The organism is Kribbella polygonati, assembly GCF_050320105.1.
GTDB lineage: Bacteria > Actinomycetota > Actinomycetes > Propionibacteriales > Kribbellaceae > Kribbella.
Map to the genome: position 1 here is coordinate 6,065,088 of NZ_CP190129.1, position 21,869 is coordinate 6,086,956.

The following is a 21,869-nucleotide window of genomic DNA, read 5'->3' on the forward strand; positions in this document are numbered from 1 at the left end:
CTGTTCACCTCGAGTTGGGTCCCGCGCCGCATGGACCGGGCAATCTCTGCCCATGAAATTCAAGCACTTTGCCGCGGTCGCTGCCGTGCTGGTGGGTACGACGATCAGCGCCGCCCCGGCGAACGCCGGCACCCACCCGTCGTTCTGCGGGCACGACCAACGCAGTACGCCGTACTCGCAGTACCTGTGCGCCGCGCCCGGCGAGCTGCTCGACGTACGGATCGGCGACGTCCACCCGACCCAGCCGTCGCTCGGGTACGACGAGGTGTACTACAAGCTCGGGCGCTACACGCTTGGCAAGGACGCGGTGAACAAGAAGTTCGACGACTGGTGCGAGGCCGACGGCCGGGTCGAGGCAGACTCGGTGAAGGCCGGCGCGCGGCTCGACGACCCGTCGTCGTTCAGCTGTGAGCTGCCGGTCGGGAGCGAGACCGCGGACAGCGTCGCGGCGATGAAGACCGTCGTGATCGGCCCCGGCGGCCGGCCGTACCTGACCGACGGGCACCACACGCTGACGGCGTTCGACGAGACGCCCGACGGCGGCCCGAACCTGCACGTCCGGCTGCGCGTCGTCGCGAACCTCAGCACGCTCACCCGGCAGGACTTCTGGGCCACGATGCAGGCCAACAAGTGGACGTACCTGCGCGACCCCGAAGGCAACCCGGTCAGCGTGAACAAGCTGCCGAACAACGTCGGCCTGGCGAACTTCCAGAACGACAAGTACCGGAGCCTGCTGTACTTCGGCCGCGACATCGGCTACGCCCAGAACGGCCTGGCGTTCCAGGAGTTCTACTGGGGCGACTGGATCCGCGAGACACACCCGGGCGGCCTGAAGAGCTGGGACAACAACGACTCCACGAGCTACCTCGCCGCCGTCAAGACCTTCACAAAGGCGATGGTCGCCGTACCGAAGGACCAGCTCGTCGGCAGCGGCTTCACCGCGAACCAGCTGGGCGCGCTGGACGAATGGAACGACGGCAAGGCCGAAACCAAGGGCGAGTTCGACAAGCTGACCAAGCCCTACACCGACTCCAAGCCCGGCAAGATCGCCTACACGCTGGAATACAAGAAGGCCCACGGCCTCAAGTAGTCGCCGCCAGGGCGGAGAGGGCCTCGTCGGTGAGGCGGTAGACGGTCCATTCGTCCTGGGGTTTGGCGCCGAGGGACTTGTAGAAGTCGATGGCGGGGGTGTTCCAGTTGAGGACGGACCATTCGAGGCGTTCGTAGTTGTTGCGGACGCATTCCTGGGCGAGGGCGGTGAGCAGGGCCTTGCCGAGGCCGGTGCCGCGGATCTCGGGGCGGACGAAGAGGTCCTCGAGGTAGATGCCGTGGACGCCGCGCCAGGTGGAGAAGTTGAGGAACCAGATCGCGCAGCCGACGATCTGGCCCTCGTGTTCGGCGACGTGGCAGAAGGTGGCGGGATTGGCGCCGAAGAGCGCGGCGTGCAGCTGCTCCTCGGTCAGGTGGCACTCCTCGGGAGCACGCTCGTACTCGGCCAGCGCGTACACCAGCTCCACCAGCGCCGGTACGTCGTCCGGTCGCGCCCGGCGGATCCGCTCGTCGATCTGCATGGCGCCTATCCTGCCGTGTCGCCCTTACACCCCGAGACCGCCGTCCACCCGGAGTACGGCGCCGGTGACGTACGAGGCGCGGTCGCTGAGCAGCCAGGCGGCGGCCTCGGCGACCTCCGCGGGGGCGGCGCCGCGGCCGATCGGGGCGCGGGCGATCAGCGTGTCGATCACGCCGGGCTGGGCGCGGTCCCAGTCCTGGAGCATCTCGGTCAGCGTGGTGCCGGGGGCGATCGCGTTCACCCGGATGTTCTCCGGGCCGTACGTGATCGCGGCCGACTCCGTCAGGCTGTTCACCGCGCGTTTCAGGGCGCCGTACGCCGGGAGCGCCGGGTTGCCCGCGAAGCTGCCGACGCTCGACGTGTTCACGATGCTGCCGTGGCCGCTGGTGGCGCGGATCGCGGTGACCTCGGCGACCATCGCGGACCAGACGCCGCGCAGGTTCACGGCGTACACCTGGTCGAACTCCGCCGGGGTGAGCCCGTCCATCGGGCCGGGCTGCTGGCCGGCGGCGCCGTTGTTGAAGGCGGCGTCCAGGCGGCCGTACTCGGCCACGGTCCGGTCGACGGCGGCGCCGATCGCGTCCGGGTCGGACAGGTCGCAGACGACGTACCGGGCGTCGAGTTCCTTGGCGACGGCGGCGATTTCGGACTCGGTGCGGGCGGCGAGCATCACCTGCGCGCCCTCGGCGACGAACAGCCTGGCGGCCGCGGCGCCGATCCCACGGCCGGCGCCGGTGATGAAGATGACCTTGTTGTCGAGAAGTTTGCTCATGCCTTCGAGCTTTCAAGGCCCGCGGAGCGGTAACCAGGCATCGGTTGTACCTGGCTAACGCCGGACGAAGGGGCAGACTGGAGACGTGGACAAGGCGGAGCTTGCGGTGTTCCTGCGCAGCCGGAGGGAGCGGGTCGCCCCGGCGGACGTCGGCCTGCCGGCCGGGCGCAGACGCCGTACGCCGGGACTCCGCCGGGAGGAGGTCGCGCAGCTCGCGTACATCTCCACCGAGTACTACACCCGCCTCGAGCAGGCCCGGGCGCCGCATCCGTCCGCGGAAGTCCTGGCCGGGCTGTCCCGCGCGCTGCGGCTGAACGATGCCGAGCGCAACCACCTGCACGACCTCGCGGGCGTGCCGCCGGTACGGCCGGTGGGGCCGCCTCGGGAAGTACGGCAGAGCATCCTCGACCTGCTCGACCGGCTGCCGAACGCGGCCGCGATCGTGCTCTCGGCGTACTACGAGGTGATCGCCTGGAACCACCTCGCGGCCGCGCTGATGGAGGACTTCTCGGTCCGCTCCCGCGCCGAACGGAACCTGCTCCGGCGCGCGTTCCTCAGCGGCGACCGGCACGTGTACTCCGTCGTCGACGGCGCGCGCTTCGCCCGGAGCTCGGTGAACCACCTGCGGGTGACCGCGGCGCGGTACCCGGACGACCCCGAGCTGCGTTCGCTGATCGCCGACCTGTCCGCGAGCGAGGAGTTCACCGCGCTGTGGGAGGCACACGAGATCGCGGGCGAGCCGACGCTGTGCAAGTCGTTCCAGCATCCGCTCGTCGGCCTGGTCACGGTGAACTGCGACGCGCTCGCGATCCCGGACAGCGACCAGCAGGTCATCATCTACACCGCGACACCCGGCTCGCCGTCGGAGGAGGCGCTTCGGCTGCTCTCGGTCGTCGGCACCCAGCGGCTCGACGTACCGGGGTGATTAAGCACTCCCGCTGCTCACTGTGTGCGGATATTCCTGTTGGAATTGTCGCCGGGCGCGCGGGAGGTTGGACGTATGGCAGCTGACACGAACAAGACCCGCCGGATCGGTGACGTCGAGGTGTCCGCGATCGGACTCGGCGGAATGCCGATGTCGATCGAGGGCCGGCCCGACGAGGCCCGGTCGATCGCGACCATCCACGCCGCGCTCGACGCCGGGATCACGCTGATCGACACCGCCGACGCGTACCACCTGACCGCGACCGACGACGGCCACAACGAGACCCTGATCGCCCAGGCGCTGGCGTCGTACGGCGGCGACACCTCGAACGTCCTGGTCGCCACCAAGGGCGGCCACCTGCGCCCCGGCGACGGCAGCTGGACGCAGGACGGCTCCCCGAAGTACCTGGCCACCGCGGCCGAGGCGTCGCTGAAGCGGCTCGGCGTGGAGGCGATCGGGCTGTACCAGTTCCACCGCCCGGACCCGCGCGTCCCGTACGCGGACTCGATCGGCGCGATCCGCGACCTGCTCGACGCCGGCAAGATCCGGATGGCCGGCATCTCGAACGCGAACCCCGCCCAGATCAAGCAGGCCCAGGAGATCCTCGGCGGCCGGCTGGTGTCGGTGCAGAACCAGTTCTCCCCCGCCTTCCGCTCCAGCGAACCCGAGCTCGACCTGTGCGACGAACTCGGCATCGCGTTCCTCCCCTGGTCCCCCCTCGGCGGCATCACCCGCGCCGGCGACCTCGGCACCAAGCACCCCGCCTTCCACACCCTCGCCGCCGAACTCGGCGTCTCCCCCCAACGCCTCACCCTCGCCTGGATGCTCGCCAAGTCCCCCCACGTCATCCCCATCCCCGGCTCCAGCCGGCCGGAGACGATCCGCGACTCCTACGCCGCCGTGGACCTCCAGCTCACGGCGGACCAGGTCGCCGTACTGGATGCGGCCTGACCTGGGCATATTCGCCGTACCTCGCGTGTTGAGGAGCGCATGGAAGACATGCGCGCATTGAGCTACGGCCTCGGGCAGCAGTACTTCGAGGACCGTGATTACCGCGGCGCGATCCGCGCGCTGCAGCCGGTGGTGGACGAGACGCCTGAGGACGTCGGGACACGGCTGTTGCTGGCGCGGGCGTACTACCACGCCGCACTTCTCAAGCCCGCCGAGGAGCAGTTGCTGGCGGTCATCGAACGTGAGCCCACCGAGTACTACGCCCATCTGATGATGGCTCGCACGCTGGAGCGGCAGTCGCGGCCGGACGAGGCCGGGAAGCATCGGCGGATCGCCGCCGCGCTGACCGGCGACGACGAGCTGCTGACGCCGCATACGGTCTGAGCTGCACCGTCCGAAGGCCCGTGATCCGCTGATCGCGGGCCTTCGGTGTGTCCGGAATGAGTTGCGGTCGCTCCGCGTTCTGGTAGTTTAATAGTTAATCATCTTGGAGGAGGACCGATGCAGTTCGGCGTTTTCAGCGTCGGGGACGTGACCGAGGACCCGACCACCGGGACCACTCTGTCCGAGGGCGAGCGGATCAAGGCGATGGTGCGGATCGCGGTCAAGGCCGAAGAGGCCGGGCTGGACGTGTTCGCGCAGGGTGAGCACCACAACCCGCCGTTCGTGCCGTCCTCGCCGACCACCCAGCTGGCGTATGTCGCCGCGCAGACGTCGAAGATCGTGCTGTCCACCTCGACGACGCTGATCACCACCAACGACCCGGTGAAGATCGCCGAGGACTACGCGATGCTGCAGCACCTGGCCGACGGCCGGGTCGACCTGATGATGGGGCGCGGCAACACCGGGCCGGTCTACCCGTGGTTCGGGCAGGACATCCGGAACGGGATCGCGCTCGCGATCGAGAACTACGCACTGCTGCGCCGGCTCTGGCGCGAGGACGTCGTCGACTGGGAGGGCAAGTTCCGGACGCCGTTGCAGGGGTTCACCGCGACACCGCGGCCGCTGGACGACGTACCGCCGTTCGTCTGGCACGGGTCGATCCGGTCGCCCGAGATCGCCGAGCAGGCGGCGTACTACGGGGACGGGTTCTTCCACAACAACATCTTCTGGCCGATCTCGCACACCAAGCGGATGATCCAGCTGTACCGGCAGCGCTTCGAGCACTACGGGCACGGCGCCGCCGACCAGGCGATCGTCGGGCTCGGCGGGCAGATCTTCATGCGGAAGAACTCGCAGGACGCGGTCCGCGAGTTCCGGCCGTACTTCGACAACGCGCCGGTGTACGGGCACGGGCCGACGCTGGAGGACTTCAGCCGGGAGACGCCGCTGACCGTCGGGAGCCCGCAGCAGGTGATCGAGCGGACGCTGTCGTTCCGGGAGCACTTCGGGGACTACCAGCGGCAGTTGTTCCTGATCGACCATGCCGGGTTGCCGTTGAAGACCGTGCTGGAGCAGTTGGACATCCTTGGCGAGGAGGTCGTACCGGTCCTGCGGAAGGAGTTCGCGGCGCTGAAGCCGGCGCACGTACCGGACGCGCCGACGCACGCCTCGCTGAAGGCCGCCGCCGAGCGCGCCCGCGAACTGGAGACGATCGAGGAGCCGCCGGTGACGACGCCGGCCGAGGAGCCGACCCGATGAACGACAAGGTGATCGCCGTGGTGACGGCCGGGCTGACGACGCCGTCGTCGTCCCGGCTGCTCGCCGACCAGCTGGCGGAGGCGGTCCGCGACGAGCTGTCCGGGCGCGGCATCGGCTCGCGGGTCGAGCTGATCGAAGTACGCGACCACGCCCACGAGCTGACCGACAACCTGCTGACCGGGTTCCCGCCCGCGAAGCTGCGGGAGGTCCTGGACACGGTCGCCGCGGCCGACGCGCTGATCGTGGTCAGCCCGACCTTCAGCGCGTCGTACTCCGGTCTGTTCAAGATGTTCTTCGACGTACTGGACGACAAGGCGCTCGCCGGCAAGCCCGTCCTCCTCGCCGCGACCGGCGGCACCGAGCGCCACTCACTGGTGCTGGAGTTCGCCCTGCGACCGCTCTTCGCCTACCTGAAGGCCCTCCCCGTCCCCACCGCCGTGTACGCCGCCTCCACCGACTGGGGCCCGAACGCCGCCACCCTCCGCCCTCGCATCACCCAGGCGGCCGCCGAACTCGTCGCCGCCCTCCACCACGAAACCCCCACCACCACAGACCCATTCGCCAACCCGACCCCGTTCGAGGAACTGCTGAACGGATAGGCGGACCGCCAGGCCATCACAACTGACAGTTTCGGCCGCGCCTGAGCGGGCGTTGCCCGCGCACCGAGCGATTGTGATGGCCTGGGGGTCCTCAGGACCGCTCGTCGATGAGCAGGGCGATGCCGTCGAGGATCCGAGCAAGGCCGAAGGTGAGGGCGTGGGCGGGGTCTAGGGCGGACTGGAAGTGTTCGCCTACTGCGGTGCCGACGCGGCCGGCCAGGGGGAAGTTGGTGCCAGTCATGACCGCGGTGAGGGTCGGGGAGATCTGGCGCCACCACTCCTCGTCGGTGAGGCCGGAGTCGCGTTGGGTGCGGAGTTGTTCGGCGCCGGCTCGGGCGGTGCCTTGGACGTGGGTGAGGACGAGGGCCAGGGCCGAGTCCATCTCGACATCGGACAGGCCCAGACCGTCCAGCGGGCGGAGTTCGATCTCGTACTTGCGGGTGATGTTCGGGCCCAGCGCGGTCCGCATCGTCGGGACGTCGTGGATCCACGGGTGCGCGACGAGTACGTCCCAGTTCTTGCGGGCGATGAACTCCAAGGCGGCGCGCCAGTCGCCCTGGGCGGCCGGCTCCGCGTCGGCGTACAGGTCGCCGTACGCCTGGTCGAACATCAGGTCGGTCAGCTCGCCCTTGCCGGGGACGTGCGTGTAGAGCGACATCGTGCCGACCTTCAGCCGGTCGGCGACCATCCGCATCGAGAGCGCGTCCAGCCCCGACACGTCCGCCAGTTCGATCGCCGCGCCGACGATCGCCCGGACCGTCAGGCCGGAGCGGCCGGGCTTGGTGTGGCTGCCCCAGAGCAGCGCCAGGCTGCGCGCCGGATCGGGCGCCGCCGCCTTTCTTCCCGCCACTCGGAACCTTCCTCCACCGCTCGTCGTTGGAGGAATCGTACCTGAGCCGTACAATGTACGGTACAGGCTACGGTTCATCGACACGAGAGGTGGGAAGTGACGACGGAGCGAGTGATCGAGGCCGCCGGCGTACGGAAGAACTACCGCGGCGGCACGGAGGGTGCGGGGCTGAACGGCTTCGACCTGGAGGTCACGGCCGGCACCGTGACCGGGCTGCTCGGCCCGAACGGCGCCGGCAAGACGACAGCGGTGCGGATCCTGTCCACGCTGCTCGACCTGGATTCCGGTACGGCGACGATCGCCGGGTACGACGTACGCCGGCAAGGAGCGGAGGTACGGCGGCGGATCGGGCTGGTCGGCCAGTACGCCGCCGTGGACGAGGTACTGACCGGGCGGCAGAACCTGGTGATGTTCGGCCGGCTCAACCATCTGAAGAACGCGAAGGCCCGGGCGGACGAACTGCTGGAGCGGTTCGATCTGGTCGAGGCGGCCGGGCAGGCGGTGAGCAAGTACTCCGGCGGCATGCGGCGCCGGCTCGACCTCGCGGCGAGCCTGATCGTGGCGCCGCGGGTGCTGTTCGTGGACGAGCCGACGACCGGGCTCGACCCGGCCGGGCGGATCGAGGTGTGGAACGCCGTCCGGCAACTGGTCGACGGCGGTACGACCGTGTTGCTGACGACGCAGTACCTGGAGGAGGCGGATCAGCTGGCGAACCGGATCTCGATGCTGAAGGCGGGACGGGTGGTCGCGGAGGGGACGCCCGACGAGCTGAAGACCCAGTTGGGTTCGGACCGGCTGGAGCTGGTACTCGCGGATCCGGCCGAGGTGGCGCGGGTGGTCGAGCTGGCGGCGCCGCTGGCGGACGGGGAGGTGCGGGTGAGCGACGTACGGGTCAGCATTCCGGTCAAGGATCGGACGAAAGCGCTGGTGGTGATGGCGAACTCGTTGCATGAGGCAAAGATCGAGCCGGAGGACATCACGTTGCGAAGGCCGACGCTGGACGAGGTCTTCCTGCACCTGACCGGGGCGGAGGTGGCGGCGTGAGGTGGGTGCTGGCAGACAGCTGGACGATCGCGCGCCGGACCTTCCTGCATTGGCGGATGCAGCCGGGGCTGGTGGTGTTCACGTGGTTCTTCCCGGTGCTGATGTTGCTGCTGTTCGGCGGGTTGCTGGGCGGGGCGATGGCGTCGGACGCGTCGTACTACGAGTTGCTGGTGCCGGGGATCTTCGCGTTGGCGATGCTTTTCGGGCTCGAGGGGACGATGACGGCGGTCGCGACGGATGTGTCGAAGGGGGTGACGGACCGGTTCCGGTCGCTGCCGATGAGCTCGGCGGCGGTGGTGCTGGGGCGGTGCATCGCGGATCTGCTCGACTCGGTCGTCACGCTGGCGGTGCTGGTGGCGACGGGGCTTGCGCTGGGGTGGCGATGGCATGAGGGTTTGCCGTCGGCGGTGGCGGCGTTCGGGCTGTTGCTGCTGCTCCGGTTCGCGCTGTTGTGGGTGGGGATCTTCATCGGGCTCTCGGTGAAGAACGCTCAAAGTGTGACGGTGGTACAGGTGCTGGTGTGGCCGATCGGGTTCCTGTCCAGCACCTTCGTCGCCACGTCGACGATGCCGGACTGGCTCGGCACGATCGCCCAATGGAACCCACTGTCCGCAACGGCAACCGCAGCACGGGAACTGTTCGGCAACCCGGACCCGTCCAGCACAGCAACGTGGATCGGCGAGCACGCAGGCACCGCCGCGATCATCGCCCCCCTGCTGCTGACCGCGATCTTCCTACCCCTCTCCGCCCACCGCTACCGCACCCTGTCGCGATGATCCTTCCGCCGGTACGCCGAGGTTGATCACTCGGTCGGCGTGCTGGTGGAGGGTGGGGTCGTGGGTTATGAGGATTGTGGTTCGGGTTGGGGGGAGGGACTGGACGAGGTTGTGGGCGGTGGGGGCGTCTAGGCCGGTGGTGGGTTCGTCGAGGATGAGGACGGGGGTGTTGCGGAGTAGGGCTCTGGCCAGGGTGAGGCGTTTCAGTTGGCCGCCGGAGAGGGTGGGGGACGACGGGGAGAGTGGGGTGTCGTAGCCGTCGGGGAGGGCGGTGATGAAGGTGTGGGCGTTGGCTGATCGGGCGGCCTCGATCACCTCGGCAGTGGTCGCGTCGGGGCGGCCGTAGGTGATGTTCGTGCGGATAGTGCCCGGCAGGACGTGGGTTTGTTGCGGGAGCAGCGTGATGTGCTCGCGGAGGCGGCGTACCTCCAGAGACGTGAGGGGTACGCCGTCCAGGCGGATCTCGCCCGCGCTCGGATCGTGGAAGCGGAGCAGCAGCTTGGCGACCGTCGACTTGCCGCTGCCGCTCGGGCCCGTGACTACGACGAACTCGCCCGGCTCCACGGTCAGCCCGAAGTCCGACAGCACGTCCATGTCCCGGTAGCGGAACCCGACCCGGTCGAACTCGACCCGCCCGCGTACGTGCGCGAGTTCGACCGGGTGCTCCGGATCGCCGACGGTCGGTGCGGCGGTCAGCAGTTCGTCCAGGCGTTCGGTCGCGGCGGTGGCAGCGGTCGCGGTCAGGTTGAGCTCGCCGAGGCTGCGCAACGGCGGGTACAGGTACCCGAGGAACGCCGCGAACGACAGCAGCGCCCCCAGCGTCATCCGCCCGTACGAGATCTCCCACACCCCGAGCCCGATCACCCCGAGCACACACAGGGTTTCCAGTACTTCGACCACCTGCTCGTACAGCTCACTCCGCCGCGCGCCGTTCACCGACGCCCACAGCCACGCGACAGCCTCGCGGTCCAGCCGCTGCTCCTCGGCCGACGCCCGGTTGTACGCCTGCGTGAGCTCGATCGCCCCCAGCGACTCTTCCAGTACGGACGTGATCGCGCCGTCGGCGACCCGCTCCGAGCGGGCGAACCGCCGGATCGGCCCGGAGAAGACCTTCGCGGCCAGCCAGAGCAGCGGCGCCAGTACGAACGTGAGCAGCGCGAGGTCCCACCGCAACCAGAACGCCGCGGCCGAGAACAGTACAACGCGGAACACCGCCGACAGCACGCCGATCGTCGAGGACACCACCAGCTGCTCGATCGCCTCGACGTCACCGCTCAACCGCTCAACCAGGTCGCCCCGCCGGTACCGCTGGAAGAAGTCCGGCGGCAGGCCCTCCACATGCCGGAACACCTGTGCGCGCAGGCGGCGTACGAACCGCTCACCACTCCAGAACGCCAGCGAGTTCCCGAGGTATCCGATGATCGCGCCGACGACCGCGACCACCAGCCACGCGGTCGCCGGATGCCAGAACGCGCGCAGCGAACCCTGCTCCAGCGCGTGATCGGTGAGGTTGCCGAAGAGCAGGATCGCGACCGTCTCGCAGACCGCCGCCGCGATCACGCAGCAACACACCAGGGCGTACCACCACCGGTCGCCGCGCGTCAGCGGCCAGAACCGCGCGAACGCCTGCCGGATCGTCATCGCCGTCTCCCGTCGGACACGCCGGTGGGGCCTGCGAACCGCAGGCCCCACCGTCGAAGGACTAGCGTGCGATCGGCCGGCGACGCGGCGCCTTCTTGGCCGGCTTCTGGTGGCACGCACCGGGCTTCGGGGCCGGGTGCTTCTTCGGGAGCGGGGCAACCTTCTTCAGGCTCATGACGTTCTCCTTCGTGGTGTGTTTGTTGCCGCGGTCAACTGCTTGCGACAACCACGAAGTTAGCCAGCGAGCCTGGCGAAACCGTCAGCCCTTACTGGCAAGAGCCTTTGAACTATGGAGTTAGTTGCCCGCCGTTGATCTCGATGATCTGGCCGGTGACGTACGACGCCATTCGGTCGGACGCGAGGAACAGGATCGTCCCGACGCATTCGTGCGGCGTACCGGTCCGGCCCATCGGGATGGTCGCCAGCATCGCCTGCATCTGCGCGTCACCCGTGTGCCGGTCGTGGAACGGCGTCTTGATCACGCCCGGCGCGATCGCGTTCACCCGGATCCCGTCCGGCGCCAGCTCCTTCGCCAGGCCGCGGGTGAACGTACTCACGGCGCCCTTCGACGTGGCGTAGACCACCGAACCACCCGCCCCACCGGTTCGCCCGGCGATCGACGTGACGTTGACGATCGACCCGCCGGCCTGCGCCTTGAACACCGGCACGATCCGCCGGCTGAGCGCGAACACCGAGGTCAGGTTGACGTCCAGGATCCGGTGGAACTCGTCGTCCGGTACGTCGGCGATCGGGGACCGGTGGACCAGGTCGCCGGCGTTGTTCACGAGTACGTCGATCCGCCCGTGCTGCGCGAGCACCTCGTCGACGAACGCGTCCGCCGCCTTCGGGTCGGCAAGGTCCGCCTGGTGAAGCGACGCCGTACCGCCCGCCGTCTGCACCGCCCCGACGGTGTGCTTGGCCCCCTCCTCGTTGCGGTGGTAGTGCAGCGCGACCGTCGCCCCGGCCTCCGCGAACCCCACCGCCGCCGCGGCCCCGATCCCGCTGCTGGCCCCGGTCACCACCACAACCTGATCCCTGAAATCCAGATATCCCATGCGCCCTATCCTCTACCAGTGCCGCGTACCGTTCTCCTCGCCGCGTATGTCGCGTGGCCGACCGGCGTCGCCCTCCTCCGCCTGGTCGCCCACGCCCGCGGCCGCTGCCTCGTCTTCACCGGCGCCGGCTACCTGATCGCACTGGTGATCGCAACAACCGCCACACCATCCTCCGTAGCGGTCCCGCTGGGACTGATGCTCGGCGGGGTGATCGGGGCTGTCCTGTGCCTCGGGACGGGGCACGGCCTGACGTTCACCTTCGATCCGGAGACGACGTATTGGGTGTACGAGGGGAAGATCCCGCGGGGCGACCGGCTGGTTGAGGTGCTCAACGTGCTGGTCGCGATCTGCGGTGGGGTCTCGGTGAACTGGGGGTGAACGCGCCGTGCGCTGGGATGGCGATTCGGTGGCGGGGGTATTTTCGTTGGATGGGATACGCGCTCGGGGAGCTCGGGCTCCGGCGGTGGCGGACTGGGGATGCGTTGCGGCTGGCGGCGGCGCACGATGATCCGGCGATGGTGAACCAGGGCGGGATCGTGGACCGGGCGTCAGCGGTCGACTGGATCGGGCGGGTCGCGGACCTCGACAACGGGCACGTGTACGCCGTGGCGGACGCGGACGACCACCCGATCGGGTGCGTGGGGGTGACGAACATCGACCGGCACCGGGTCGGCTGGACCTGGTACTGGACGCTCGCCGACGTCCGCGGCCACGGCGTCGCGCGGGACGCCCTCCGCGCGCTCGCGAACTGGGCCCACCACGAGGCCGGCCTGTACCGCCTCGAGCTGGGCCATCAACTCGACAACCCGGCCTCCTGCGCGGTCGCGGCCGGCGCCGGCTTCCTCTCCGAGGGCGTCGAACGCCAGCGCCTCGCCTTCGACGGCACCCGGTACGACGTCGAACGCCACGCCCGGCTGCTCACCGATCCCCTCGACCCGCCGAGCCGCCCGGTCCGCATCGTCAGCTGAGAACTGTCGGTGGCGCCCGCTAGCGTCGTCGGATGTGACACCCGAGCTGCTACTGACCGACGTACCGACCGAGGCCGACGAGGCCGCGGTCTCCGACGGCCTGGACACGTTCAACTTCGAGGCTGCCGGCGTCCACAACCGCCGTCCGTTGGCCGTGTTGGTCAAGGATCCCGTCTCCGGTCAGACCATCGGCGGCCTCACCGGGCGTACGTCGCTCGGGTTGTGGTTCGTCGACCTGCTCTACCTGCCGGAGAAGCTCCGCGGCGCCGGGCTGGGCAGCAGGATCCTCGCGGACGCCGAGCAAGAGGCGCGGCGCCGCGGCTGCGTCAGCGGAGTCCTGTACACGATCAGCTTCCAGGCACCCGACTTCTACTCCCGCCACGGGTGGACGGAGTTCGGCCGGGTGCCGAGCAGTGACGGGATCAACCGGATCTACTTCCGGAAGGACCTCACAACGTGAGCTTGGGGTGCCGGTTGACGTCCTTGTAGAGCAGGTAGCGGAAGCGCCCCGGCCCGCCGGCGTAGCAGGCCTGCGGGCAGAAGGCGCGGAGCCACATGAAGTCGCCCTCCTGGACCTCGACCCAGTCCTTGTTCAGGAGATAGATCGCCTTGCCCTCGAGCACGTACAGCCCGTGCTCCATCACGTGCGTCTCCGGGAACGGGATCACCCCGCCGGGCTCGAACGTCACGATGTTCACGTGCATGTCATGACGTACGTCGTCCGGGTCCACGAACCGCTGCGTCTGCCACGCGCCGTCGGTGTCGGGCATCTCCCGGCCCTCGACGTCCGCCTCGTTGGTGACCAGCGCCGGCGGTACGTCGATCCCGTCGACCCGCTCGTACGCCTTCCGCACCAGGTGGAAGGTCGTCGGGGCGTCGCTGGTGTTCCGCACAGCCCAGTCGCCGCCCGGCGGCAGGTACGCGTACCCGCCCTCGGTGAGCGTGTGCTTCTCGCCCGCCACCGTCAGCACGATGTTGCCTGAGACAACGAACAGCACGGCCTCCGCGGCCGGGTCGGTCTCCGGCCGGTCGCTGCCGCCGCCGGGCGCGACCTCGACGATGTACTGCGAGAACGTCTCCGCGAACCCGGACAGCGGCCGCGCGATCACCCACAGCCGGGTGTCGTCCCAGAACGGCAGCCGGCTGGTGACGATGTCCGTCATCGTGCCGCGCGGCAGCACGGCGTACGCCTCGGTGAAGACCGCGCGGTCGGTGGTCAGCTGGGTCTGCGGCGGCAGCCCGCCCTTCGGGGCATAGAAGGTCATCGTTCTCCTCGGGTCAGCAGGCAGCCGCGCGGGTCGGCGGCGAGGTCGACGGGTACGCCGTGCAGCCAGGTGCCGCGGACGACCCCGGTCAGCGTGCGGCCGTCGTACGGCGTGATGGCGTTCTTGTGCTGGAGTTGGTGCACGTCGACGGTGAACGTCTCGTCGGGGGCGAGCACGCACAGGTCGGCGTCGTACCCGACCTCGATCCGGCCCTTCGTGCTCAGGCCGGTCTGGGCGGCGGGCGCCTCGGCCATCCAGCGGACCACGTCCGCCAGGGCGAACCCGCGGTCGCGGGCCTCGGTCCAGATCGCGGACAGGCCGAGCTGGAGCGAGGCGATCCCGCCCCAGGCGGTACCGAAGTCGCCGGTGTCCAGGTGCTTGAGGTCGATCGTGGACGGCGAGTGGTCGGACACGATCTGGTCGATGGTGCCGTCGCGGAGGCCGTCCCAGAGCAGCTCGCGGTTCGCGGCCTCGCGGATCGGCGGGCAGCACTTGTACTGCGTGGCGCCGTCCGGGATGTCCTCCGCGTCGAAGCTGAGGTAGTGCGGGCAGGTCTCGGCGCTGATCCGTACGCCGTCCGCGCGGGCCTTCGCGAGCAGCGGGAGGACCTCGGCGCTCGAGACGTGCAGGATGTGGACCCGGCAGCCGGTCTCGCGGGCGAGGTCGATGACGTGCTGCACCGCCTCGTTCTCCGCCGTACGGGGCCGGGAGTTGAGGAAGGCCTCGTAGCTCGCGCCGTCGGGCTGGGTCGCCTCGTCGATCCGGTGCGCGTCCTCGGCGTGCACGATCAGCAGACCGTCGAAGCTCGCGATCTCGCGCATCGCCTCGCCGAGCTGCGCCGGGTCCAGCGGCGGAAACTCGTCGACGCCGGAGTGCAGGAGGAAGCACTTGTAGCCGAAGACGCCGGCGTCGTGCAGCGGGCGGAGGTCGGGGGCGTTGCCCGGGATCGCGCCACCCCAGAAGCCGACGTCGACGTACGCCTGGGTCTCGGCGGTCTTCCGCTTCAGGGTGAGCGCCGGTACGTCGCAGGTCGGCGGGATGCTGTTCAGCGGCATGTCGACGATCGTGGTGACGCCGCCGGCCGCCGCGGCCTTGGTCGCGGAGGTGAAACCCTCCCAGTCGGTGCGGCCCGGGTCGTTCACGTGCACGTGGGAGTCGACGAGCCCCGGCAGCAGCACCTCGTCGTCGGCCAGCCGGACATCGGCCGCGGCGTCGAGGTCGGCGTCGTACGGCGAGATCGCGACGATCCGGCCGTCCCGGACGCCGATCGCGGCCGCCTGCTCGCCTCCGCCGCGCACCACCCGGCGGGACCTGATCACGAGATCCAGAGCGTTCATGCGATGCCTTTCTCTCTTCGTGTCATCGTAAGGTGCTCCACCGCGATCCGTTCCCCGAGCTCTTCGAGGAGCGGGCGGGGTTCGGCGATGCACCGCCGTACGTCGGGCTCGAGGTCAGTGAGGGCGTACGCCGCCGCGACACCGATGCCCTTGAGCTGGTTCGGGGCGAGCTTGTTCACACCGCAGACCGCTACTACCTGTACGCCAGGTCTGTGGACGGCAGCTGCTACTCCGGCGACGGCTTTCCCGTGCAGGGTTTGTTCGTCGAGCGCGCCTTCGCCGGTGACCACCAGGTCCGCACCGGCGACCTTCTCGCTGAACCGCACCATCTCCAGCACGAGGTCGATCCCGGGCCGCAACTCGGCACCGAGCAACGCGATCGCCGCGAACCCGACCCCGCCGGCCGCACCCGCACCCGGGGTGTCGCGCAGATCGGCCCCGGTCTCCCGAGCCACCAGATCCGCCCACTCCCCGAGCCGCCGATCCAACTCGACAACCTGCGCCGCCGTAGCCCCCTTCTGCGGCCCGTAAACAGCCGCCGCCCCCCGAGGCCCGGTCAACGGATTGTCCACATCACAAGCAACCACAACCTCCACACCGTCCAACCGCCGCCGAAGCGCCACCAGGTCGAGGCCACCACCGCTCTTCGGAACATTTCCGTCGCATAGCGCCGAATTGTTTCCGCAAAGGCGCCCGGCGAGCCCCTCGACCAGGCCTCGGCCCCCGTCGGTGGAGGCGCTTCCGCCGATGCCGAGGATGATTCGGGTGCAGCCGGCGTCTACGGCGGCCGCGATGACCTGGCCGGTGCCGTACGACGTCGCCGTGAGCGGGGCAGGTACTCCACCCGGCAGGCGGACCAGGCCGGAGACGTCGGCCAGTTCCACTACCGCGGTGTCGCCCAGGCGGGCGTACCCGGACGCCACCGGTTCCCCGGTGGGGCCGGAGGCGGTGACCGGGTGCAGGGTGTAGCCGGCGGCGACGGCGGCCGACAGGGTGCCGTCGCCGCCGTCGGCTACGGGGACCGAGGTCACGGTGGCGTCGGGGCAGACTCGTCGTACCCCGGCGCCGACCGCTTCCGCGACCTCGGCGCTGGTCAGCGTTCCCTTGAACTTGTCCGAGGCGACCACCATCCGCAGGCCGAACCCCTCGAACGACGCCGTCGCCATGTCAGTCCAGCAACGCGAGCGCCGTGGGCGCGTCCTCGGGCGCGATCGCCAGGTCCTCGAACTCGATCACGTTGTCGATCTCGACCCCCATCGACACGTTCGTGACCCGCTCCAGGATGACCTCGACGACGACCGGCACCCGGTGCTCGACCATCAGCTTCTTCGCCTGCTCCAGCGCCGGCAGGATCCCGTCCGGCTCGGACACCCGCAGCGCCTTGCAGCCGAGGCCTTCGACGACCTTCACGTGGTCGACGCCGTACCCCGCGACCTCCGGGCTGTTGATGTTCTCGAAGGACAGCTGCACGCAGTAGTCCATGTCGAAGTTCCGCTGCGCCTGACGGATCAGGCCGAGGTACGAGTTGTTCACCACGACGTGGATGTACGGGATGTTGAACTGCGCCCCGACCGCCAGCTCCTCGATCAGGAACTGGAAGTCGTAGTCCCCCGACAGCGCCACGACAGTGCTGTCCGGATCCGCGGTCGCGACACCCAACGTGGCCGGCACGGTCCACCCGAGCGGCCCGGCCTGGCCGGCGTTGATCCAGTGCCGCGGCCGGTACACGTGCAGCATCTGCGCCGCCTGGATCTGCGACAGCCCGATCGTCGACACGTACCGGACGTCCGGCCCGAACGCGCGGTTCATCTCCTCGTACACCCGCTGCGGCTTGATCGGCACCGCGTCGAAGTGCGTCTTCCGCTGCAGCGTGGTCTTACGCTCACGGCACTCCGCGGCCCACGCCGTACGATCCGGCAGCGAACCGGCCCGCTCGCGGGCGACCTGGACGAAGACCTCCAGCGCGGCGCGCGCGTCCGACACCACACCGTAGTCGGGCGCGAACACCCGCCCGATCTGCGTCGGCTCGATGTCGACGTGGATGAACTTGCGAGAGCCGCGGTACACGTCCAGCCCGCCGGTGTGCCGGTTCGCCCACCGGTTGCCGATCCCGAGCACCAGGTCGGACGCCAGCAGCGTCGCGTTCCCGTACCGGTGCGACGTCTGCAGCCCGACCATGCCCGCACTCAACGGGTGGTCGTCCGCGATCGCACCCCAGCCCATCAACGTCGGTACGACGGGAACGCCCGTCAGCTCGGCGAACTCGACCAGCAGGTCGGCCGCGTCGGCGTTGATGATGCCGCCGCCCGCGACGATCAGCGGGTGCTCGGCGGCCGCGAGCATGTCGAGCACCTTCTCCGCCTGCGCCCGGGTGGCCGCGGGACGGGAGACCGGAAGCGGCTCGTACGTCGCGATGTCGAAGTCGATCTCGGCCAGCTGGACGTCGATCGGCAGGTCGATCAGCACCGGACCCGGACGGCCTTCGCGCATCACCTGGAACGCCTTCTGGAAGGTGCCCGGGACCTGCGCGGCCTCCATCACGGTGACCGCCCACTTCGCGACCGGCTTGGCGATCGCGGAGATGTCGACGGCCTGGAAGTCCTCCTTGTGCAGCTTCGCGACCGGCGCCTGGCCGGTGATGCACAGGATCGGGATCGAGTCCGCGGCCGCGGAGTACAGCCCGGTGATCATGTCGGTGCCGGCCGGCCCCGACGTACCGATGCAGACGCCGATGTTGCCGGCCTTGGCCCGGGTGTACCCCTCGGCCATGTGCGACGCGGCCTCGACGTGCCGGGCGAGCACGTGCTTGATCCCGCCGTGCGCGCGCATCGCGCTGTAGAACGGGTTGATCGCGGCCCCCGGCAGCCCGAAGGCCTGCGTCGAGCCTTCCTTCTCCAGGATCAGTACGGCGGCGTCGACCGCCCGCATCCGGGTCATGCGATCGCCTTTCCGGACAGGCGCTCCACACCGCGGAGCAGCGCCGAGTGGTCGAGCTTGCCGTCGCCGTTCGCGCGGGCGGACGCGACCAACTGCGCGACCAGGGCGCCCAGCGGTACGACGACGCCGGCCTCGCGGGCGGCCGCGGTGACGATGCCCATGTCCTTGTGGTGCAGGTCGATCCGGAACCCGGGCTCGAAGGAGCGTGACAGCATGTTCTCCTTCTTCTGGTTCAGTACGGCCGAACCCGCCAGGCCGCCGCCCAGTACCTCGAGGGCCGCCTTCGTGTCGACGCCGTACGCCTCCAGGAACACGACCGCCTCGGCGACCGCCTGGATGTTCGCGGCGACGATCAGCTGGTTGGCCGCCTTCACGGTCTGGCCGGAGCCGCTCGGGCCGACGTGCACGACGGTCTTGCCGACCGCGTCGAACACGGACTTGGCCTGCGCGAAGTCGTCCGCCTCGCCGCCGACCATGATCGACAGCGCGGCGTTCTTGGCGCCCGCCTCGCCGCCCGAGACCGGGGCGTCGAGCAGCCGGAAGCCGAGCGCGCGGGCCTGCTCGGCGAGCTGCTGCGTGACGTCCGGGCGGATGCTGGAGAAGTCGATGATCAGGGCGCCGGTGTCGGCGTTCTGGAAGACGCCGTTCTCGCCTTCCAGGACCTCCTGGACGTCCGGCGAGTCGGGCACCATCACGCAGATCACGTCGGCGCCCTTGACCGCCTCGGCGATCGTGGGGACGGCTCGGCCGCCGGCCTCGACCAGCGGGGCGGCGCGCTCGGCGCTGCGGTCGACACCGGTCACGCTGTGTCCGGCGTTGGCGAGGTGGACGGCCATCGGGTTGCCCATGATGCCGAGGCCGATGAAGGCGATGTTCGTCATTTCGTCTCCTAGGGAATTCAGCGGCGCTCGAACGGCAGCCAGCCGAAGCTTGTTTCGGTCGTGGTGGACGGCTTGTACTCGAGCCCGACCCAGCCGGCGTAGCCGTTCGCCTCCAGGGCGCTGAGCTGCTGGTCGAGCGGGAGCGTGCCGGTGCCGGGCTCGTTGCGGCCCGGGTTGTCGGCGATCTGCACGTGCGCGACCCGGTCGGTGTGCTCGGCGATCACCCGGTCGACGTCGTCGCCGTTGACCGCGAGGTGGTACAGGTCCGCGAGCAGCCCGAGGTTCGCTGCCTGCACGCGGTCGATCACCTCGAGCGCGTCGGCGGCGAGCTTGATCGGGTACCGCGGGGCGCCGCTGACCGGCTCGAGCAGGACGGTGGCGCCGATCCGGGCGGCGGCCTGGGCGGCCAACGCAAGGTTCTCGACCGCGACGTCGTCCTGCTCCTGCTCGGTCGCGCCGTCCACGCGGTTGCCGTACAGCGCGTTGAAGCCCTGGGTGCCGAGCCGCTCGCCGATGCCGACCGTGACGTCGATGTTGTCCCGGAACTCGCCGGACCGCTTCGGCCAGGACACCAGGCCGCGGTCGCCGCCGGGCATGTCGCCGGCGAAGAAGTTCAGGCCGGTCAGCTGGACGCCGGCGTCGGTGACGGCGTTCACGAACGCGTCGACCTGGCGGTCCGGCGGGACGGCCTCGACGAACGGCCACCAGAACTCCACCGCACTGAACCCGGCCCGCTGGGCGGCCGCGGGCCGCTCGAGCAGGGGCAGCTCGGTGAAGAGCAACGAACAGTTCACCGTGTACCGCAACTGGTGACTCATCCCGTCTCCAACTTCCGCATTGTGGAACTTGATTTCTGTTCTGCGAAATAGACGATAAGTCGGCGGATGCGGGCCGTCAAGCGTCCGTGAGTCCTATATGAGGGCTGTCCCCCGCGTACGCGCGCGTTGTACGTTCCTCTAAAGGAGGTACGCCGTGTTGCTCGCCGAACTGCTGGACGCGCCTGAGCTCGGGCTGCGCCTGCTGTACTCCGCGGGCGGCGTACTGGACCGCCCGATCGGCCGGCTGGTGACGACCGACCTGCTGGAGCCGGGGCGGTACCTGAGCGGCGGCGAGGTGGTCCTGACCGGACTGGTCTGGCGGCGGCAGCCGGAGGACAGCGCGGTGTTCGTGGCGTCGGTCGCGGCCCGCGGGGCGACCACGATCCTCGCGGGCAAGGCGCAGCTGGGCGACGTACCGGAGGATCTGCTGGCGGCCTGCCGCGAGCATCAGATGACGCTCGTCGAGGTGCCGATCGAGGTCGCGTTCGCGGACGTCACGGAGTACGTCGCAGCGGCCGGGTCGGCGGAGACCGGCGCGCGGCTGTCGGCCAGCCTGGTCCGGCAGCGGCAGCTGCTGTCGTCGATCGCGGCCGGCCGCAGCCTGGACGAACTCGCCGCCCGAATCTCCGCCGAAATCGGCCACGACTGCCGAGTACTGACCCCGACCGGCCGGCACGTCGTACCAGGCCCCGGCGAACTGGACCCCGACACCGTCGACGCCATCGCCCGCCGCTTCCTCACCGCGGACCGCATGCCGGCAGTCGCCGCCGCTCCCACGCCGGGCGAGTCCGCTGCAGCGGGCTCGGCGGGTGCGTACAGCTTGTTTCCGGTGGGGTCGGGGTTTGGGAATCGGCTGACGGCGTGGTTTCTGGTGATCGACGGGGATCACACGACCTGGTCGCACGACCACGTCGAGGCGGTGCACGAGTTGTGTGCGATCGCGGCGCTCGACCGGGCCCGGCGTGACGAGGGGCGCCGGGCGCTCCGGCCGTTGGTCGCGGACGCGCTCGCGCTGGTGGAGTCCGGCGCGCCGCAGACCGAGGTCGCCGCGCGGCTGCGGCAGGCGGGCGCGCATTCGGAACGACCCCTGGTTGTCGCGGTCGCCGGCCTCCGTGACGACGGCACCGGCGGCCCCAGCGAGGTCGCGCTGACGTTGGTCGAAGACGTCGCGCTGACGGTCGGTCCCGCGGTCGTCGCGCCCGGCCGCGACGGTCTGCTCGTCGGCTTCCTGCCGTTCACGCCGGAGCTCCCGGAGCACCTCCGGCGCGCCTTCGGCCGGCTCGCTCCCGGACTGAACCGCGCCCATCTCGCCGTCGGGATCAGCGGCGAGACGGCGATCGACGCGCTCGCCGGCGCACTCGAGGAGGCCCGGTTCGCCCAGCGCGCGGCCGGGGCGGCCCGCGCACCGGTCTCCGTGGTCACATCGGACGAGGTCGCCTCGCACGTCCTCCTGCTCGCCACGCTGCCCGACGACGTACGGCGTACGTACAGCAACCGCGTCCTCGGAGCGGTGATCGACCACGACCGGCGTACCCACGCCGACCTGCTGATGACGCTGCAGGAGTTCCTCGCCTGCTCGTGTTCCTGGACGCGTACGGCGGAGTCGCTGCACCTGCACGTCAACACCGTTCGCTACCGGATCGAACGCGTTGAGCAACTGACCGGACGCGATCTGTCGAGCCTCGAGGACCGGGTGGACGTGTTCCTCGCACTCAAGTCCCTGTAACTGTGTGATCACACAAAACAGGGCGTTCTCCGGCTGTTCATCTTCGGAGGTTCACCGGGTGCAATCCACAGACTGTTGAGCCGATGCTCAGGTGCAGGTCACATCCCCCGCGC

At 69.8% G+C, this 21,869-nt stretch carries 23 protein-coding genes; 12 read left to right on the plus strand and 11 right to left on the minus strand.

From position 1 onward, the window contains the following. Positions 1-52 precede the first annotated feature (52 nt). Entirely contained in the window at positions 53-1,090 is a 1,038-nt protein-coding gene (locus ACQHIV_RS28620) for a ParB-like protein (protein ID WP_427886817.1), read from the plus strand. Here the strand turns inward: ACQHIV_RS28620 and ACQHIV_RS28625 are convergent. Both ACQHIV_RS28625 and ACQHIV_RS28630 read right to left on the minus strand, forming a co-directional pair. Beyond that, positions 1,083-1,571, minus strand: a complete 489-nt coding sequence (locus ACQHIV_RS28625) for an N-acetyltransferase family protein (RefSeq protein WP_427886819.1) — start codon at positions 1,569-1,571, stop codon at positions 1,083-1,085. The two genes, ACQHIV_RS28620 and ACQHIV_RS28625, sit on opposite strands and share 8 nt — an antisense overlap. Positions 1,572-1,595: 24 nt before the next feature. Continuing rightward, positions 1,596-2,342: an SDR family NAD(P)-dependent oxidoreductase gene (locus tag ACQHIV_RS28630; RefSeq protein ID WP_427886821.1), complete on the minus strand. Its 747-nt coding sequence runs from the start codon at positions 2,340-2,342 to the stop codon at positions 1,596-1,598. A gap of 85 nt (positions 2,343-2,427) precedes the next feature. On the opposite strand from ACQHIV_RS28630, the gene ACQHIV_RS28635 reads away from it, so the two are divergent. The 5 genes from ACQHIV_RS28635 to ACQHIV_RS28655 all read left to right on the plus strand — a co-directional run bounded on the left by ACQHIV_RS28635 (position 2,428) and on the right by ACQHIV_RS28655 (position 6,458). Further along, positions 2,428-3,267 (plus strand): helix-turn-helix transcriptional regulator, encoded by an 840-nt coding sequence (locus tag ACQHIV_RS28635; protein WP_427886823.1) that lies wholly within the window; start codon positions 2,428-2,430, stop codon positions 3,265-3,267. A 75-nt stretch (positions 3,268-3,342) separates the two neighbouring features. Then, entirely contained in the window at positions 3,343-4,218 is an 876-nt protein-coding gene (locus ACQHIV_RS28640) for an aldo/keto reductase (protein ID WP_427886825.1), read from the plus strand. A 39-nt stretch (positions 4,219-4,257) separates the two neighbouring features. Next, positions 4,258-4,602, plus strand: a complete 345-nt coding sequence (locus ACQHIV_RS28645) for a tetratricopeptide repeat protein (protein ID WP_427886826.1) — start codon at positions 4,258-4,260, stop codon at positions 4,600-4,602. Positions 4,603-4,719: 117 nt separating this feature from the next. Continuing rightward, a complete protein-coding gene (locus ACQHIV_RS28650) occupies positions 4,720-5,859 on the plus strand; it encodes an LLM class flavin-dependent oxidoreductase (protein ID WP_427886828.1) in 1,140 nt (379 codons plus the stop codon). Beyond that, positions 5,856-6,458, plus strand: a complete 603-nt coding sequence (locus tag ACQHIV_RS28655) for an FMN reductase (RefSeq protein WP_427886830.1) — start codon at positions 5,856-5,858, stop codon at positions 6,456-6,458. The genes ACQHIV_RS28650 and ACQHIV_RS28655 overlap by 4 nt, the downstream gene beginning before the upstream one ends. A 91-nt stretch (positions 6,459-6,549) precedes the next feature. Here ACQHIV_RS28655 and ACQHIV_RS28660 read toward each other — a convergent pair whose 3' ends face one another. Next, positions 6,550-7,308 carry a TetR/AcrR family transcriptional regulator gene (locus tag ACQHIV_RS28660; RefSeq protein ID WP_427886832.1) on the minus strand — a complete coding sequence of 253 codons (759 nt, stop codon included), beginning with the start codon at positions 7,306-7,308 and terminating at the stop codon, positions 6,550-6,552. A 96-nt stretch (positions 7,309-7,404) separates the two neighbouring features. On the opposite strand from ACQHIV_RS28660, the gene ACQHIV_RS28665 reads away from it, so the two are divergent. Both ACQHIV_RS28665 and ACQHIV_RS28670 read left to right on the plus strand, forming a co-directional pair. After that, positions 7,405-8,352, plus strand: a complete 948-nt coding sequence (locus tag ACQHIV_RS28665) for an ATP-binding cassette domain-containing protein (protein ID WP_427886834.1) — start codon at positions 7,405-7,407, stop codon at positions 8,350-8,352. Further along, on the plus strand, positions 8,349-9,128 hold the full coding sequence (locus ACQHIV_RS28670) for an ABC transporter permease (RefSeq protein ID WP_427886836.1): 780 nt from the start codon (positions 8,349-8,351) through the stop codon (positions 9,126-9,128). The genes ACQHIV_RS28665 and ACQHIV_RS28670 overlap by 4 nt, the downstream gene beginning before the upstream one ends. Here the strand turns inward: ACQHIV_RS28670 and ACQHIV_RS28675 are convergent. Both ACQHIV_RS28675 and ACQHIV_RS28680 read right to left on the minus strand, forming a co-directional pair. Then, the gene (locus ACQHIV_RS28675) at positions 9,087-10,769 is read right to left on the minus strand and encodes an ABC transporter ATP-binding protein (RefSeq protein ID WP_427886838.1); all 1,683 of its coding nucleotides are present in this window, start codon (positions 10,767-10,769) and stop codon (positions 9,087-9,089) included. The genes ACQHIV_RS28670 and ACQHIV_RS28675 overlap by 42 nt on opposite strands. Before the next feature lie 287 nt (positions 10,770-11,056). Continuing rightward, a complete protein-coding gene (locus tag ACQHIV_RS28680; protein WP_427886840.1) occupies positions 11,057-11,824 on the minus strand; it encodes an SDR family NAD(P)-dependent oxidoreductase in 768 nt (255 codons plus the stop codon). A gap of 18 nt (positions 11,825-11,842) precedes the next feature. On the opposite strand from ACQHIV_RS28680, the gene ACQHIV_RS28685 reads away from it, so the two are divergent. Genes ACQHIV_RS28685 through ACQHIV_RS28695 form a run of 3 tightly spaced genes read left to right on the plus strand, consistent with a single transcriptional unit; the run spans position 11,843 to position 13,252 of the window. After that, positions 11,843-12,202, plus strand: coding sequence for a hypothetical protein (locus ACQHIV_RS28685; protein WP_427886842.1), 360 nt, complete (start codon positions 11,843-11,845; stop codon positions 12,200-12,202). Between the two features lie 50 nt (positions 12,203-12,252). Continuing rightward, positions 12,253-12,792 carry a GNAT family N-acetyltransferase gene (locus ACQHIV_RS28690; protein ID WP_427886843.1) on the plus strand — a complete coding sequence of 180 codons (540 nt, stop codon included), beginning with the start codon at positions 12,253-12,255 and terminating at the stop codon, positions 12,790-12,792. Positions 12,793-12,826: 34 nt separating this feature from the next. Next, complete coding sequence (locus ACQHIV_RS28695; protein WP_427886845.1) at positions 12,827-13,252, plus strand: GNAT family N-acetyltransferase; 426 nt, start codon at positions 12,827-12,829, stop codon at positions 13,250-13,252. Here the strand turns inward: ACQHIV_RS28695 and ACQHIV_RS28700 are convergent. The 6 genes from ACQHIV_RS28700 to ACQHIV_RS28725 are packed head-to-tail and all read right to left on the minus strand — an operon-like array spanning position 13,242 to position 20,030. Further along, positions 13,242-14,057 carry a bifunctional allantoicase/(S)-ureidoglycine aminohydrolase gene (locus ACQHIV_RS28700; RefSeq protein ID WP_427886847.1) on the minus strand — a complete coding sequence of 272 codons (816 nt, stop codon included), beginning with the start codon at positions 14,055-14,057 and terminating at the stop codon, positions 13,242-13,244. The two genes, ACQHIV_RS28695 and ACQHIV_RS28700, sit on opposite strands and share 11 nt — an antisense overlap. Then, entirely contained in the window at positions 14,054-15,394 is a 1,341-nt protein-coding gene (gene allB, locus ACQHIV_RS28705; RefSeq protein WP_427886849.1) for an allantoinase AllB, read from the minus strand. Before allB ends, ACQHIV_RS28700 begins: the two co-directional genes overlap by 4 nt. Continuing rightward, the gene (locus tag ACQHIV_RS28710) at positions 15,391-16,560 is read right to left on the minus strand and encodes a glycerate kinase (RefSeq protein ID WP_427886851.1); all 1,170 of its coding nucleotides are present in this window, start codon (positions 16,558-16,560) and stop codon (positions 15,391-15,393) included. The genes allB and ACQHIV_RS28710 overlap by 4 nt, the downstream gene beginning before the upstream one ends. A gap of 1 nt (position 16,561) precedes the next feature. Further along, complete coding sequence (gcl, locus tag ACQHIV_RS28715) at positions 16,562-18,331, minus strand: glyoxylate carboligase (RefSeq protein WP_427886853.1); 1,770 nt, start codon at positions 18,329-18,331, stop codon at positions 16,562-16,564. Continuing rightward, on the minus strand, positions 18,328-19,212 hold the full coding sequence (locus ACQHIV_RS28720) for a 2-hydroxy-3-oxopropionate reductase (protein WP_427886854.1): 885 nt from the start codon (positions 19,210-19,212) through the stop codon (positions 18,328-18,330). Before ACQHIV_RS28720 ends, gcl begins: the two co-directional genes overlap by 4 nt. A 17-nt stretch (positions 19,213-19,229) precedes the next feature. Further along, on the minus strand, positions 19,230-20,030 hold the full coding sequence (locus tag ACQHIV_RS28725; RefSeq protein WP_427886856.1) for a hydroxypyruvate isomerase family protein: 801 nt from the start codon (positions 20,028-20,030) through the stop codon (positions 19,230-19,232). Positions 20,031-20,184: 154 nt separating this feature from the next. Between ACQHIV_RS28725 and ACQHIV_RS28730 the strand changes: the two genes are divergently transcribed. Next, entirely contained in the window at positions 20,185-21,756 is a 1,572-nt protein-coding gene (locus ACQHIV_RS28730) for a PucR family transcriptional regulator (RefSeq protein WP_427886858.1), read from the plus strand. Positions 21,757-21,869 lie beyond the last annotated feature (113 nt).